Origin of the sequence: Nostoc sp. (assembly GCF_036916575.1) — a bacterium.
In the GTDB taxonomy this organism is placed as follows: Bacteria; Cyanobacteriota; Cyanobacteriia; order Cyanobacteriales; family Nostocaceae; genus Nostoc.
Genome location: NZ_JBALGC010000009.1, coordinates 14,369 through 28,763 on the forward strand (window position 1 = coordinate 14,369; position 14,395 = coordinate 28,763).

Below are 14,395 nucleotides of genomic sequence, written 5' to 3' on the forward strand. Positions count from 1 at the left end.
TCTTTTTAAGAGTTTGCACAAGTCGCCATAATTTGGCTACTTTGATAAATATTTATACTTGCTCAATTAATTTCATCACATCTTAGCTAATACTGTTAGGTTAAGTTTTCAAAAATTCTCGTATATACTGATTGACCAACTCAGGCTGTTCTTGCTGCACCCAATGGCCACAATTGGGAATGTACTTGATTTGAAAGTCCCTGACATAGGCTACGGTGTCGTAGGTTAGTTCCTTGCCGAGTGCAGTGTCATTTTCTCCCCAAATCATCAGTGTTGGTACTTCCAGAACGCCCCAATTTGGATTTAGCATTCTCTGTTGAAAAATATTGCGGTAGTAATTCAACATTGCTGTGAGGGCACCGCGTTTTGCAGCAGCGTCTTTATAAGCGCCAATATCCGCTTTGGTGAAAGCACTTTTGTTAACTGCTATACCTTTAAAAATTGTTTCAATTGCTTGGTAGTCTGAAGATTGTAAAACCAATTCTGGTAACCACGGTAGTTGAAACACAAACACGTAGTAACTACGCAGCAACTGTTGGGGAGTACGTAAACCTTGGGCAAATTTAGCAGGATGAGGCAGGTTAAGGATAATTAATCTCTCCAGCATTTGGGGGTGAGCATAGGCAAAATTCCAAGCGATCGCACCACCCCAATCATGTCCAACTAATACACACTTTTGGTATCCTAATCCTTTAATTACTCCCTCGATATCTTTGATAAACTCATTCATTACATAAGCTGATTGCTCATTTGGTTTATCACTGTCGTTGTAGCCACGCAAGTCAAGGGCGACAACTTTAAAATCTTGGGCAAATTCTGGTATTTGATGCCGCCAAGAGTACCAAAACTCTGGAAACCCATGCAACATCAATATTAAGGGGCCTTCACCTTGGGTAACGTAGTGTAGTTTTACCCCATTAGTAGTTATATAATCGTGTTTACGATAACTTTCTAATAAAGACATAATTAATCAAATACTAAATAATCATACTGCACTTAATAAGTGTAATATTATTTTGAGCCGCCTCACATCTATTGAAAGACAGTATTATGATAGTAATGTACAGTGACAAATTAAAAAATTTCGTGTTAATTTAGGTACAATTATTTTCCATCAACCACCAAGAGCGCAAATATGCGATCGCTTTTTCTTTTTGTTTAGCTTCGACTTCGATCCACGGTGCTTGGTGGTAGACGTTGGGCATATCGGTAATCAAATCGCTGTGTTTTCTGTCATTGAAAGCTTGCTCACCATTGGAAATATGGACTAATTGCCAATCTGGATTTGTCCAAGTTTCTCGCGCTGCGTAAAGCATGGATGCTACACTCGGATGATCGTAGCTATCTAAATTTTCGTGGCAAATATGGTGATGGGCATCAAATACCATCGGCACGCCAGTTTGCTGACATACTGCTAAAATTTCATTGGCGCTATAGGCATATTCATCATTTTCTAGAGTCAAGCGGCTTTTGATATTTTCTGGTAGTGAGGAAATTACTTTTACTAGTTTTTCAGCACGTTGAGATTTGCCACCATGAATATTCATCAATGACCAAGGCGAGTGTGGTAAGCCCAGTAAATCAAGTGTACGGGAATGTCCTGCTAGATTATTGATACTTGCTTGTACCACTGAGGGAGAATCAGAACTCAACACTACAAATTGATCTGGATGCAACACCATTCTTATGCTCAATGCATTTGCTCGTTGACCGATTGTTGCTAAATCAGCACTCATTGCCTCTAATATATTTGCGCCGATTTCATCTTCTAAGTCACTGAGAGGAAATAAATTAGAAGACATCCGATACAGTTGAATTTTATTCTGCTGACAAAACGAGAGGGCATCATCCAAGCGTTGTAAGTTATACTGATACAGTTCACTCAGGGCGCTTTTACGTTCACTAAGGGAAAGTTTTAAGTAACGTGTGCGCGTCATTGTCCGAAAGCGCACTTGTTTGTCAGAGGTGATGCAAACTAGCCCTAAGTTAGGCAGTGTAGTTTTTTGACACTGCTGTGCATTCGGTAAATTTTGAAACTTGATTACAGTCATTAACTATATTTACTAACTGTTGTTTATTTTGAAGATTTTTTAATTTAAACAAGTTCTGCCACTGACTTACGACTACCTAAAGAATGAACTCCTAAGTCACGGCACTCTACTAATTTCACTTCGGTAAATAAAGCCCAGTGCTATCATTGGGACAAGCATGGCTTTTGGGTATTGTGGTACTAGTACAACACGGCGGAAGTCAAAAGTCAAAAAGCTCGAATTTTGCGGCTTTGAGCGATTTGGAATGGGTAGTTTATTTTTGCCGATGTGTACTAGGTTTGGTTGCCTATGGGATTTACACAATAATACAGGCGCGGTATCGTTGGCTAATCAATGTTTAGATAGTCCAGCGCCGAGAATTTCAATTTATAGAAATGGCAATAATAGAAACACGTGGTATCTGGCTGACCACTACTGATAGTAAAGTTCTCAGGTCAAAGCAACGTATTGCTGAGGCGATGGATTTGCTTGCCGAGACAGGATTTAATGTAGTGTTCCCCGTTGTTTGGAACAAGGCTGTAACTCAGTATCCTAGTCAAACAATGCAGCAGACCTTTGGAGTCGAAATTGACCCTCTATGTGTAGGTCGTGACCCTTTAGAAGAAGTGGTGGTTGAAGCGCGGCGAGTTGGGTTGAAAGTTATCCCTTGGTTTGAATACGGTTTTGCCAGTTCCTACAATTTGAATGGCGGTATACTTTTACAGAAAAAACCAGAATGGGCTGCCCGTGATTGTAAGGGCAACTTACTGAAGAAAAATGGCTTTGAGTGGCTGAATGCACTGGATTCACAGGTGCAAGAATTCTTGTTGAACTTGGTGCTGGAAGTTGTAAAGAATTATGATGTAGATGGTGTTCAAGGTGACGATCGCTTCCCAGCATTACCCTCTGAAGGTGGCTATGATCAAGTAACTCTAGCACGTTATCATCAGCAATTTAATCACAATCCACCACAAAACCCCAAGAACAGACAATGGTTACAGTGGCGTGCAGATATTCTCACTGAGTTCTTGGCGCGTCTCTACCGGGAGGTGAAGGCAGTTAATCCTAATTTGCTAGTAGCGATCGCACCTAATGTTTATGATTGGGCATTCCAGGAATATTTGCAAGACTCACCCACATGGCTGAAGCGGGGAATAGTTGATTTGATTCAGCCGCAGATTTATCGCCGCGACTTTAGGAGTTATCAGGCGATCGCTGATAAACTGGTAACTCAGCAGTTCACAGATGCGACACTGCCCAAGTTAGCACCAGGAATATTGATGAAGCTTGGCAGTTATTGTATAAGTCCCGAATATCTGGTGCAGGCAATTGAATATAATCGCCAACTTGGCATTCAAGGAGAGGTATTCTTTTTTTACGAAGGTTTGCGCGAAAATAATAATGCCCTAGCGAAAGTTTTGCGAAATGGGCTTTATGCTCAGTCTGCATCATTTCCCAATTTCTCAGATTTAAGTCGGAATGGTGTGAGCAATAAGAGGTCATCTTCAATTTTGCAGGGTGTGGCGAGGTTTTTGAGAAATTTTTAGCTAGAAATGCAAGAAGCTTTATACTCTACCCCACTACATGATTCGTGATATTTTTTGCTGTATAAAAGTAATACCAATCCAAAATTAAAAATTAATAAACTCAGATTTAATCTGAGTTTTATGGACGGAATTGAAGATGTTTTTTTATTGGAGTGTGAACAGTTATTATGCAAGGTTTGAGCGAATTTATCAATAAGGCGATGCAAGAATGGAAAATACCTGGACTAGCGATCGCAATTGTTAAAGATAGCAAAATAATTTTTTGTGAAGGCTTTGGAAAACGAGATATAGAACAAAATTTAACTGTTACCCCCAAAACTCTTTTCGCGATTGGTTCTTGTACGAAAGCCTTTACCACAATGGTGATCGCTATCCTGGCAGATCGTGGCAAATTAGACTGGGATAAACCTGTCAGAAATTATCTGCCCATTTTTAAACTTTATGACTCTTATGCAACTGAACACATAACACCTCGTGACCTTGTAACTCATCGGTCTGGCTTACCTCGTCACGATGCAGTTTGGTATAAAAGTCTCTTGACTCGTAAAGAAATAATCGAGCGTTTACAATATCTTGAACCAACTTACGAAATGCGTACTGTTTTTCAGTATCAAAATTTGATGTACATGACCGCTGGTTACTTGGTTGGTGAAATTGCCGAGAGTAGCTGGGAAAAATTTGTGCAACAGGAAATTTTTAATCCTTTAGAAATGAGAGATAGTAATTTCTCTGTAGAGAAATGCCAAAAAGCTGATGATTTTGCACTGCCTTATCAAGAAAAAAACGATAAAGTTGAGAAAATGCCCTTTTGTAATGCTGATGTTTGTGGCCCAGCAGGTTCGATAAATTCCAACGTTTTTGATATGGCTAATTGGCTTTTACTCCATTTAAATCAGGGGAAGTATGGTGATAGACAAATTATCTCGCCAAGTAATCTGAGTCAAATGCACTCTCCACAAATTGTGATTGGTCAACCACTGGAATATGATGAGCTTTTCTATTATTTTTATGGTTTGGGATGGTGGATTTCTGCTTACCGAGGTCATAATTTAATTCAGCACAGCGGTAATATTGATGGATTTTCTGCGCGGACAACTTTGCTGCCTCAAGACAATATTGGTATAGTAGTTCTGACTAATTTGGATAAAAACCCAGTAATAAATACTGTGACTTATTATGTATGCGATCACTTGCTTGGTCTAGACGAAGTTCCTTGGAATGAACGAATGAAGGAAAAATATGCTCAAGCCAAAGAAGCTACTGCAAAAGCTAAAGAGCAAATAGCCTCAGATCGTAAAACTCTCACCCAGCCTTCTCATCCTCTAGAAGATTACACAGGTGATTTTGAGCATCCAGCATACGGAGTCTTCTCAGTTGAAATTAATAATAATCATTTAACAGCAACTCATAATTCGATTATTTATAAATTAGAACACTACCATTATGATATTTTTGTTGAATATGAGTTGGGCGATAAACCAGAACTTATATCCTTCTTAACTGATACTAAAGGCAATATTACTAGCGTCGCCGTTCCCCTAGAGCCGACTGTAAAAGAGATTTTATTTACCCGCATACCTGAAAGCAGCTCTGGTTAATTTGAACAGCAGCACAGAGGCACACTCCGAACAGAGCGCGTCTATTTAGTATCAGGCTTTATCCTCTTCATAAACTAATAAGTCCCCTGGCTGACAGTTGAGTGCTTTGCAAAGTGCATTCAACGTAGATTCATCAATTCTAGTGAAGCGACGACGAACTTTTAGTTTAGAGATAAAGATAGGATTCATATTGATTAAGCAGGCTAGCTCATTATTTTTAATATTGCGTTCAGCCATTATGACTGCTAATTTCCAGTGAATCACAACTCAATATTTACTCAATTACTATAATGCAGATGGTAGCACTATATCTGATAAATTTTTGGTAAGTTAACCGCTGCGGTCATATATTTAGCTTGAGCGGCAATTGCTGAAGTATTTGAATTCAAGTAGATTCAATATGTGAAAAGCGATGTCTACGACGGGCTACGCCTACGCGCCTCTTGCCTGGACAACTTGAGCGCAATCGCTTGTTCATCAACTAAAAATCAGGTGATACTGACTATGATACAACCTCTTTCAGTTTCAGATTTACTCAAAGCGCCTATACCTGATGCACCTCAAGGCAAACAACCTGTTCGCCTAATAGCCTGCGGTGCTACCAAAAACGTGAATAGTGTTGTTCACCAGTTGCATGTTCTTGGCTTTGCCAAAGTGGGCGAATGGACTCCACTTTTACCATCTCCTGTCAGTGGTGAGGTAATTCAAATATTGATTCGTTACATTAATGTTAGCGTTTAACACTTAAGTGCCTAGACATCGCCTCTAGCTGATAGTAGTTGGGGGCAATGGCAAAAATTTAAACTACACAGTCATTTGCAGATGGAACAGATAATTGAAACTCTCAAACAAGATTTACCAACACTTTTTCAAAAAGATATTTCCTATAACATCTATACACAGGATATCTACTTTAAAGACCCGGTAAATACATTCAAATACAAATTTAACTATCGCATTATATTTTGGACTTTGCGATTTCACGCTCGGCTATTTTTTACCCAAATTTACTTTGATGTGCATGAAGTTTATCAGTCAGCCGAAGACACGATTTTAGCAAAGTGGACAGTGCGGGGAGTGTTGCGCGTTCCCTGGAAAGCGCATTTACTTTTTAATGGCTATTCAACGTATAAACTCAACCAAGATAAGTTGATATACGAGCATATCGACACCTGGGATAGAAAGCCAGGGGAAATTTTAAAACAGTTTTGGCAAAGGGGAGGAAACAGCTAATTAGCTGTTATATATTCAATGTTTAGAAGAATAATTAAGGTTTAAATAGGTTGTAAAATCTAGTTTAAATAACTCCTTATTATGGACTAAGATAATGATAAGCTGTTGACAATAGTTAAGGCTAGACAAAATGGAGAAAGCAGTAAGGTTAGAAGAAGCTCTTGAATTAGTAAAGCAGCTTTCACTAGTAGATAAGGTACGCTTGATTGAACAAGTAGCACCGCAAATCGAAAGAGAGTTGACAATGATTCAACCAAAACCGCGCAAGTCTTTAAGAGGGCTGTGGCGAGGTAGTAATATCAGTGAGTCAGACATTGCAGAAATTAGAGAGCAAATGTGGGCAAACTTCCCTAGAGAGGACGTTTGATGTCTAATCTGGTAACAGATACCCATGCCCTGATTTGGTATTTAGAAGATAGTACGCGTCTTAGTCCTGCTGCTAACCAGGCTTTTGAGGAGTGCGAACGCGGTGAAATTGTTATTTACATCCCAACGATTTGCCTTGTAGAAATTGTTTATTTACAGGAAAAAGGACGTATATCAGCGGATATGAAGTCTCAGCTAGATACTGTATTAATAGCTGGGACTAGTGGAATGATTCTAGCAAATCTTACAGATGAGGTAGTTACAGCATTGGCAACAATAACACGAGACAGTGTTCCTGATATGCCTGACAGAATTATTGCAGCCACTGCTAAGTATTTGGGTTTACCCCTGATTAGTAGAGACACTAGAATGCCTTTATCTGGGGTAGGTATAATCTGGTAGGATGAAAATCTTTGTAATTGGGTATGACAAAGACTCCTGGAAAAATGACCATTAGTTTTAACTCAGATATTTACAGTCAATTGCTGGCTCAACATCAACCTCAGATTATCAAGACAGAAGAGGAAAACGAGAAGTTTTTAGAAACTGTTGAAGAACTGCTTTCTCGTTCCCATCTGACTCTTGAAGAAGATGCTTTGTTTGAATTATTGGTAAAACTGATTGAGGATTTTGAAGATAAGCACTATCAGCTTAATGTTTCAACACCTCGCTCAAGACTCAAGTATTTGATAGAAGCTAGAAGTTTGGAACAAGCTGATTTAGTAGAAATTCTTAGTTCGAGCGAGATGTTTACTAAAATCATTAATGGCGAATTAGAAATCACGAAAGAACAAGCTGAGGCTTTGGGAAAATTTTTTCATATTGACGCAAGTTTGTTTCTCAGAATAAGCGATCGCTTATTCTGAGAAACAGCTAACTTAATTAAATTACGCATTAATTCTTGATGAAAAATCTTATACTATAGCGTTTTCCAAGCAACAAAGGTATATTTAAATCTTTTCTAGCAAAATAAGCAGCTTTAAAAACGTACCTCACCAGGTCATGAACCGCTATATTACTGCTTTAATTATTTAAGTCGGTAGTTGATTTTCGTCATCTCCGTTATACTTCGCAGTTGGTCTGTAATTGCAGAGTTGAGTTTTGTCATCTCCATTATACTTCGCAGCTGTTCTGTAATTGTAGAGTTAAGTTTTGTCATCTCCGCTATACTTTGTGCTTGCTCTTTAAAACTGTACTCTGATACACCTATCTCAGAGTTTGAGGAACCTCTAACCTCTTCAAAAACATCTGATAAATCTTGAGTAGCCGCTTCCTGTATCATAATTTCTCTAGCTTCTTCAATAGATTCTGGTTGCTCTGGAAGCTTGAGAAAATTTTCAGCATATTTCATGAATCTATCAGTTGAATACATGTAAAATTGAACCCCAGCTTCGGCTAACATTTCTTGTACTAACTCTGGTCTTGGGCTGATGGTTTTTCCATCACCTTTTAGCCACCAATCTTCCTTGTCATCATCTGTCACAAAGATTATAGGTTTTTTCTCAGATTTGGCATACTTAATCAATTGAAACCAAATTATAGCATCACCATACTTATTTGGTACTGGTTTTCTGGAGCCATCCTCATGACCTGGTGGTATTGAATATTTAAATCTTTCTTCAGCCCAGTTATAAATATCTTTTAGCTTATCTTGATTATTACCAATTCTGCCATTGAATACATCTATTATTTGCTCATGAAACTCATCATTTTTTATGATTTCAGGATGCTTATATTTGGAAGATTGTAAATCATTTTTAACTGTTGTAATAACTTCTTTAATTGCTATCTCAATAGTTAATATTATTTGCTTAACATCAATTAAAGGGTGCTTTTTATATGTTTCCAAATCTTTTTTTAGGCTTCCTATCTTTTCTATTTTTAAATTATCTTCTAAAATTTTTCCTATTTTATCATAAGCTTTTAACTGTTGAGATATGACATCTGGACGATTCTTGTGATATTCACAACTAACGTGATGTGGAATCCAAATCCTTTTCTGAAGCTTTTGAAGAATATCAAATAATCTTTCTCTAGTTTTAGGAGAGTAACGATAGATATGCAATAAAACATTTGTATCGAATGAAAATATACATTCTTTCCATAGTTCAGCAAACTCTTCCTCTGTTGGCTGGTAATAGCCAGGAAATAAATCACGCATATTCATTTGTTGATAATTCCCTAATATATATGTTTAAAGCATAGTGTGTATTTATACAAATATAACACGCAACAATAAAAAAGGGGGTCTTAATAAAAGTCCTTGTTTTCGCACTCTTTGCTTTGCGTCTTTGCACCTTTGCGTGAGACAAAAAACTCTACTTCTTTATCGCCGGATACTGTTTCAACACCTGCTTTAAATATTGCCCAGTATAAGACCTGGGATTTTTTGCAACTTCTTCCGGTGTACCCACAGCAATCAATTCTCCCCCTTTGTCGCCACCTTCTGGCCCCAAATCTATCACCCAATCAGAACAACGAATTACATCTAAGTTGTGTTCAATTACTAATATTGAATTACCTTTATCTACCAATCTTTGCAACACATCCAATAATTTATGGACATCATAAAAAGATAACCCTGTTGTCGGTTCATCTATTAAATAAAGTGTCTTACCTGTGGCGCGTCGAGATAGTTCTGTTGCCAATTTCACCCGTTGCGCTTCACCACCAGATAAGGTAGTCGCAGGTTGTCCTAGTTGGACATAACCCAACCCGACATCAAATAATGTTTGCAAACGGGCGATCGCTTTCGGAATATTCTGGAAAAAGTCTAAACTTTCTTCAACTGTCATTCTCAGAACATCAGAGATTGACTTATCTTTGTATTTCACCTGCAATGTTTCACGGTTGTATCTTGCACCTTTACAAATTTCGCATTGCACGTAAACATCTGGGAGAAAGTTCATTTCAATAACATTCACACCCTGTCCGCTACAAGCTTCGCAACGTCCACCTTTCACGTTAAAAGAAAATTGTCCAGGTTTGTAACCCCTAGCTTTGGCTTCAACTGTTTGGGAAAATACATCTCGAATCGCATCAAAAATTCCTGTGTAAGTTGCAGGGTTTGAACGTGGTGTGCGTCCAATGGGAGATTGATCGATAACGATCGCTTTATCAATTGCGTTTAATCCCTGAATTTTATCCAAATGTCTCGGTAAGGGAACTTTCTTAGTTAAATGGTGTTGCAGAGATGGGTAGAGTAATTCGTTAATCAGAGTAGATTTGCCAGAACCAGACACACCAGTAATGGAGACAAGTTTACCTAGTGGAATTTCAACATCTATATTTCTTAAATTGTTGCGATGGGCATTTTTAATTCCCAAACTGCGCCCATTTCCTTCTCGGCGTTCTGCTGGTGTGGTAATTACCCGTCTTCCTGATAAATAAGCACCTGTCAAGGAATCTTCTGCTGCTAATAACGCCTGAAAATCACCTTGGGCGACAATATTTCCGCCATGAATTCCTGCACCAGGGCCAATATCAACTATGTGGTTGGCTGCACGAATTGTTTCTTCATCGTGTTCAACGACAATTAATGTATTACCCAAATCGCGCAATTTTGTTAAGGTTTTAAGCAACCTGCTATTATCTCGTTGATGCAAACCAATACTCGGTTCATCTAAAACGTAGAGAACTCCTGTTAAACCAGAACCAATTTGCGTTGCTAGACGAATTCGTTGGGCTTCCCCACCAGAAAGGGTCATGGCGGGACGGTCAAGGGTGAGGTAATCTAAACCTACATCTAACAAAAATTGCAATCTAGCTTTGATTTCTCTCAGGACTAAATCAGCAATTTGTAACTGGCGATCGCTCAACTTGAATTGCTCAATTCTCTCTCGACAATCCCGAATTGATACTCCAGTTAATTCTAAAATTCCATATTGTCCCAACTTCACCGCCAAGGCTTCCGGTTTTAACCGTTTTCCCTGACAAACTTCACACGGCTGATCAATTAAATACTGCTCTAATTTTTGCTTAACTAATTCCGAACCACCCTCATATTGTCGTTGCAAAATTGGAATAGCACCTTTAAAACTCTGCTTCTTCCCGAAGTTCCGATCGGAGGAAGCCTCCGCTCGGACTTCTCTCTGTGCCTCTGCGGTTCGTTCATTTTTCTCTCCATACAAAATAGTTTGCTGTTGTTCTTCTGTCAGCCTGTTCCAATTTGTTTGTAACTCAAACCCATAAATCTGTCCCACACTATAGAGTAATTCCAAGTAATAAGAATTATCTTTTTCTGACCAAGGCGCGATCGCAGCATAAACTGGCGCTTCTGGGTCAGGTACTATCAAGTCTGGCGCAAATCTTCTTAAAGTCCCAATTCCATGACAGTGCGGACAAGCACCATAAGGTGAGTTAAACGAGAACAATCGCGGCGATAGTTCCTCCATCACCGCCCCATGTTCTGGACAGGCAAAGTTTTCCGAAAATACTAATTCTTCTTCTTTTTCTTGTCCATCGTCAGCAAGTAGACTCACCAGAATGGTTGCAATACCACCCGATTGTTTAAGACACGTAGACAGGGAATCAACCAAACGCTCCTGAATATCAGCCTTTTTCACCAAGCGGTCAATTACCACTTCGATGGTGTGGGTAAAATTTTTATCTAATTCAATTGAATCTGACAGATCGCGTACCTCGCCATTGATCCGCACGCGGACAAAACCTTGAGAAGCCAGACTTGACAAAAGCTTACGGTGTGTGCCTTTTTTCCCCCGGACAACAGGTGCAAGAATTTGGAAGCGGGTGCGGTCTGGTAATTCCATAATCCGATCGCACATCTCATCGATTGTCTGGGGTGCAATACAGCGATCGCATATCGGACAATGGGGTTCGCCAGCTCGACCAAACAACAGTCGCAAATAGTCGTAAATCTCCGTCACCGTACCGACAGTGGAACGGGGGTTATGAGACGTTGACTTTTGGTCAATGGAAATTGCTGGACTTAAGCCTTCAATCGCCTCTACATCTGGCTTATCCAGTTGTCCGAGAAATTGCCTGGCGTAGGCGCTGAGGGATTCCACATAGCGGCGTTGCCCTTCAGCGAAAATCGTATCAAAGGCCAGGGAAGACTTACCAGAACCAGAAACGCCAGTAAATACAATCAGGCGATCGCGTGGCAATTCCAAGTCAATATTTTTCAGATTATGCTGCCTAGCACCCCGAATCCGAATGGTATTCTGGCTGTTGTGGCTGGGGTAGGGAAGATGTCCATTCAAGGACGCTGCTAGCTGTTGGTCTGACATATTGGGCGGCGAAGAGGGAGTTTCTGATGAAACAGTCCTTAATAATACTATCTTTAATCGATTTATAGTAGAACAATCGTACTGTTATAGATATTTATTGCTCCAGATTCATGCCGCAGACATCCTTAAGAGTCTGCTAATTTGGAAGCATCCCGATTAAATATCCTTCTGAGGGCGAAGCTATGGTATCGCAAATCCAACCGTCTACCCAGCCAGAGGTCATCGACTATTAAAAATTGAAGTTGTACTTGAGATATTCTGATTATGCTAGCTAATGCAGCCACCCATAAAGTTACCTGGGAAAAGTTACCTGATGATTTTGTTTTAGACAACGAGCCAGTGGATAACATTAATCAGCCACTTTTGGCTGCTGCTTTAACAGAAAGCTTGGAACTTGCCGACAAACTGCCCGCCGATGCTTTAACCATTACTAACTACGGTATTTGCGCCACCTTGAATAATCGATTTGTGGTCAAAGCGCCAGATTGGGGTTATGTATCATCTATTCGAGTCTCACGAGAAGAAGTGAAGCGCAGTTATACGCCACGACTGCAAGGTGATATTCCGGTAATTGTGATGGAATTTCTCTCGGATACCGAAGGTGGAGAGTATTCTAGTAAACCGACCTATCCCCCAGGTAAATGGTTTTATTATGAGCAGATTTTACAAGTAGCAAACTATGCCATTTTTGAACCAGATGGTGGAGTTTTAGAAGTTTATCGGCGAGATGATTTAGGACATTATGAACTGCAAACACCGGATGCAAATAATCGTCACTGGATTGTCGAAATGAACTTGTTTTTAGGCGTATGGCAAGGAAGCCGAGAAAACCGCACAGGTTATTGGTTGCGTTGGTGGAATGATAACGGCGAATTATTACTGTGGGGTTTGGAGTTAACAGCAAAAGAACGGCAAGAGAAAAACGCTGCTCAACAGCGTGCCGAACAAGAACGCCAGCGTGCCGAACAAGAAAGTCAGCGTGCCGAACAAGAAAGTCAGCGTGCAGAGAGATTGGCCGCTCAGTTAAAAGCGCTGGGAGTGGAACCGGAGGTTTAACTCGGAACTTCGACCTTTTTGCTCGACCGTTCGTGTTCAGAACTCGGAAGTTCGACCTTTTTGCTCGACCGTTCGTGTTCGGAACTCGGAAGTTCGACCTTTTTGCTCGGTCGTTCGTGTTCGGAACTCAAAACGCCGAGTTCAGAACTTGAATTGCGTCTCTTCATTATCAAGCGATCGCCTTTGACTCTACATTTAAGCTTAGTGTTGCAGCAGGCAATATCTACGACAAGCTACGCCTACGCATTTTCTCATGGCGGAGCGATCGCATTTTTAACTATGGAAAGTAGCGGTAAATGTCTTTACATGGAGAACCCGAACAAAGGTGATTATATCTCCTGCAACTGTGAAGCCTATGCGGTAATCTCCAATCCTCAGAAGATATGCACTATCAGCATCTTTGAGTTTTTTCAGATTGCTGAATTCATCCAGACTGGAATAGCTAGGAATTTCCTCAAAAACAAGGGATTTCACTGACTCAAACACCGGAGTACTTTTAAGCGTCTTCAGGTCTTTGATAAAAGTAGGCATATACTCACAGTTCATGGCTGTTCAAGTTCTGCAAGAGCCTCAATCATCCTCAAAGGTGTTTCGCTTGTCACTGCTTGCATGGCTCGATAAAGTCCCTCGTCTTCAATAGCTTCTAACAAGCGCTGATATTCCTCAAACTCTAAAACAACCTTAAGAACTTGACCTTTTTTATCTGTAATTAACTCTTGAACAAAGGGATATTCTTCAGCTTTCATAGGTCATTGCACAGAGTCATTACCTTATACTATAGAGCGATGTCTACGACGGGCTATGCCTACGCCTCACACTATACATTTAAACTGAGCATTACAGCAGTCTAGTACAGCGCGACGTAAATCAAGCTACCATTTTAAAACTTGCAAAAGCCTTGATATCCAAAACTTTTGACTTTTGACTTCCGCCTTGCGGTACTAGCCCCCTGATCACTTCTTGTTGCAAAGCTGCCTATCGCTATCACTCAAATTAGGCGCATAAATTAAATAGTTATGCAACCACCGACAACCCCGTGCTAGTAATTGCTCCAAGCTTTCCACATTCCACACATAAATAGACACAACCCGCCCTGTTTTGTCAACTGAGGCGCTGAGGATATGCTGCCCATCGCGGCTAAAACTGGCAATAATGCCCCCACTATCACGCCCTTGGAACTTGGCAATTTCCTTGCCCTGTAAGTCCCACAGCCGCGCTGTATTGTCATCTGAGGCGGTGAGGATGCGCTGCCCATCCGGGCTAAAACTGGCACTTATGACACTATCTTCATGCCCCTGTAACTTGGCAATTTCCTT

17 protein-coding genes are annotated in these 14,395 nt (G+C 40.2%); 10 read left to right on the top strand and 7 right to left on the bottom strand.

Annotation, left to right across the window (positions count from 1 at the left end):
• Nucleotides 1–100: 100 nt before the first annotated feature.
• Both V7L29_RS03540 and uvsE read right to left on the bottom strand, forming a co-directional pair.
• A complete protein-coding gene (locus V7L29_RS03540; protein ID WP_334734550.1) occupies nt 101–964 on the bottom strand; it encodes an alpha/beta fold hydrolase in 864 nt (287 codons plus the stop codon).
• A 130-nt stretch (nt 965–1,094) separates the two neighbouring features.
• On the bottom strand, nt 1,095–2,051 hold the full coding sequence (gene uvsE / locus V7L29_RS03545) for a UV DNA damage repair endonuclease UvsE (protein ID WP_334734551.1): 957 nt from the start codon (nt 2,049–2,051) through the stop codon (nt 1,095–1,097).
• Nucleotides 2,052–2,188: 137 nt separating this feature from the next.
• Between uvsE and V7L29_RS03550 the strand changes: the two genes are divergently transcribed.
• From V7L29_RS03550 to V7L29_RS03560, 3 genes are all read left to right on the top strand, one after another.
• On the top strand, nt 2,189–2,392 hold the full coding sequence (locus V7L29_RS03550; protein ID WP_334734552.1) for a hypothetical protein: 204 nt from the start codon (nt 2,189–2,191) through the stop codon (nt 2,390–2,392).
• A 33-nt stretch (nt 2,393–2,425) separates the two neighbouring features.
• Entirely contained in the window at nt 2,426–3,577 is a 1,152-nt protein-coding gene (locus tag V7L29_RS03555; protein ID WP_334734553.1) for a glycoside hydrolase family 10 protein, read from the top strand.
• 167 nt (nt 3,578–3,744) lie between these two features.
• Nucleotides 3,745–5,175, top strand: a complete 1,431-nt coding sequence (locus V7L29_RS03560) for a serine hydrolase (RefSeq protein WP_334734554.1) — start codon at nt 3,745–3,747, stop codon at nt 5,173–5,175.
• 51 nt (nt 5,176–5,226) lie between these two features.
• Here V7L29_RS03560 and V7L29_RS03565 read toward each other — a convergent pair whose 3' ends face one another.
• Nucleotides 5,227–5,439 carry a helix-turn-helix domain-containing protein gene (locus V7L29_RS03565; protein ID WP_334734555.1) on the bottom strand — a complete coding sequence of 71 codons (213 nt, stop codon included), beginning with the start codon at nt 5,437–5,439 and terminating at the stop codon, nt 5,227–5,229.
• A gap of 240 nt (nt 5,440–5,679) precedes the next feature.
• Here V7L29_RS03565 and V7L29_RS03570 point away from each other — a divergent pair, with 240 nt between their 5' ends.
• The 5 genes from V7L29_RS03570 to V7L29_RS03590 all read left to right on the top strand — a co-directional run bounded on the left by V7L29_RS03570 (nt 5,680) and on the right by V7L29_RS03590 (nt 7,640).
• Nucleotides 5,680–5,916 (top strand): hypothetical protein, encoded by a 237-nt coding sequence (locus V7L29_RS03570; protein ID WP_334734556.1) that lies wholly within the window; start codon nt 5,680–5,682, stop codon nt 5,914–5,916.
• An 81-nt stretch (nt 5,917–5,997) separates the two neighbouring features.
• The gene (locus V7L29_RS03575; RefSeq protein ID WP_334734557.1) at nt 5,998–6,408 is read left to right on the top strand and encodes a DUF2358 domain-containing protein; all 411 of its coding nucleotides are present in this window, start codon (nt 5,998–6,000) and stop codon (nt 6,406–6,408) included.
• 130 nt (nt 6,409–6,538) lie between these two features.
• Nucleotides 6,539–6,775: a hypothetical protein gene (locus V7L29_RS03580; RefSeq protein ID WP_334689514.1), complete on the top strand. Its 237-nt coding sequence runs from the start codon at nt 6,539–6,541 to the stop codon at nt 6,773–6,775.
• Nucleotides 6,775–7,176 (top strand): type II toxin-antitoxin system VapC family toxin, encoded by a 402-nt coding sequence (locus tag V7L29_RS03585; RefSeq protein ID WP_334734558.1) that lies wholly within the window; start codon nt 6,775–6,777, stop codon nt 7,174–7,176. Before V7L29_RS03580 ends, V7L29_RS03585 begins: the two co-directional genes overlap by 1 nt.
• Before the next feature lie 23 nt (nt 7,177–7,199).
• On the top strand, nt 7,200–7,640 hold the full coding sequence (locus tag V7L29_RS03590; protein ID WP_334734559.1) for a helix-turn-helix domain-containing protein: 441 nt from the start codon (nt 7,200–7,202) through the stop codon (nt 7,638–7,640).
• A gap of 161 nt (nt 7,641–7,801) precedes the next feature.
• On the opposite strand, the gene V7L29_RS03595 is transcribed toward V7L29_RS03590, so the two are convergent.
• Together V7L29_RS03595 and uvrA are read right to left on the bottom strand one after the other, a co-directional pair.
• Nucleotides 7,802–8,941, bottom strand: a complete 1,140-nt coding sequence (locus tag V7L29_RS03595; RefSeq protein WP_334734560.1) for a PIN domain-containing protein — start codon at nt 8,939–8,941, stop codon at nt 7,802–7,804.
• Nucleotides 8,942–9,092: 151 nt separating this feature from the next.
• Nucleotides 9,093–12,023 carry an excinuclease ABC subunit UvrA gene (gene uvrA / locus V7L29_RS03600; RefSeq protein ID WP_334734561.1) on the bottom strand — a complete coding sequence of 977 codons (2,931 nt, stop codon included), beginning with the start codon at nt 12,021–12,023 and terminating at the stop codon, nt 9,093–9,095.
• 264 nt (nt 12,024–12,287) lie between these two features.
• Here uvrA and V7L29_RS03605 point away from each other — a divergent pair, with 264 nt between their 5' ends.
• On the top strand, nt 12,288–13,079 hold the full coding sequence (locus V7L29_RS03605) for a Uma2 family endonuclease (RefSeq protein WP_334734562.1): 792 nt from the start codon (nt 12,288–12,290) through the stop codon (nt 13,077–13,079).
• A gap of 60 nt (nt 13,080–13,139) precedes the next feature.
• On the top strand, nt 13,140–13,556 hold the full coding sequence (locus V7L29_RS03610; RefSeq protein WP_334734563.1) for a hypothetical protein: 417 nt from the start codon (nt 13,140–13,142) through the stop codon (nt 13,554–13,556).
• Nucleotides 13,557–13,621: 65 nt separating this feature from the next.
• On the opposite strand, the gene V7L29_RS03615 is transcribed toward V7L29_RS03610, so the two are convergent.
• Entirely contained in the window at nt 13,622–13,825 is a 204-nt protein-coding gene (locus V7L29_RS03615) for a hypothetical protein (RefSeq protein ID WP_334734564.1), read from the bottom strand.
• A 207-nt stretch (nt 13,826–14,032) separates the two neighbouring features.
• A partial coding sequence (locus V7L29_RS03620; protein WP_334734565.1) for a WD40 repeat domain-containing protein occupies nt 14,033–14,395 on the bottom strand: 363 nt, incomplete at its 5' end.

Coding starts and splice junctions, on each gene's coding strand:
- V7L29_RS03555 (WP_334734553.1), top strand. CDS start 2,426: ATGGCAATAATAGAAACACGTGGTATCTGGCTGACCACTACTGATAGT.
- V7L29_RS03575 (WP_334734557.1), top strand. CDS start 5,998: ATGGAACAGATAATTGAAACTCTCAAACAAGATTTACCAACACTTTTT.
- V7L29_RS03585 (WP_334734558.1), top strand. CDS start 6,775: ATGTCTAATCTGGTAACAGATACCCATGCCCTGATTTGGTATTTAGAA.
- V7L29_RS03590 (WP_334734559.1), top strand. CDS start 7,200: ATGACAAAGACTCCTGGAAAAATGACCATTAGTTTTAACTCAGATATT.
- V7L29_RS03605 (WP_334734562.1), top strand. CDS start 12,288: ATGCTAGCTAATGCAGCCACCCATAAAGTTACCTGGGAAAAGTTACCT.
- V7L29_RS03570 (WP_334734556.1), top strand. CDS start 5,680: ATGATACAACCTCTTTCAGTTTCAGATTTACTCAAAGCGCCTATACCT.
- V7L29_RS03540 (WP_334734550.1), bottom strand. CDS start 964: ATGTCTTTATTAGAAAGTTATCGTAAACACGATTATATAACTACTAAT.
- V7L29_RS03615 (WP_334734564.1), bottom strand. CDS start 13,825: ATGAAAGCTGAAGAATATCCCTTTGTTCAAGAGTTAATTACAGATAAA.
- V7L29_RS03595 (WP_334734560.1), bottom strand. CDS start 8,941: ATGAATATGCGTGATTTATTTCCTGGCTATTACCAGCCAACAGAGGAA.
- uvsE (WP_334734551.1), bottom strand. CDS start 2,051: ATGACTGTAATCAAGTTTCAAAATTTACCGAATGCACAGCAGTGTCAA.
- V7L29_RS03560 (WP_334734554.1), top strand. CDS start 3,745: ATGCAAGGTTTGAGCGAATTTATCAATAAGGCGATGCAAGAATGGAAA.
- uvrA (WP_334734561.1), bottom strand. CDS start 12,023: ATGTCAGACCAACAGCTAGCAGCGTCCTTGAATGGACATCTTCCCTAC.
- V7L29_RS03580 (WP_334689514.1), top strand. CDS start 6,539: ATGGAGAAAGCAGTAAGGTTAGAAGAAGCTCTTGAATTAGTAAAGCAG.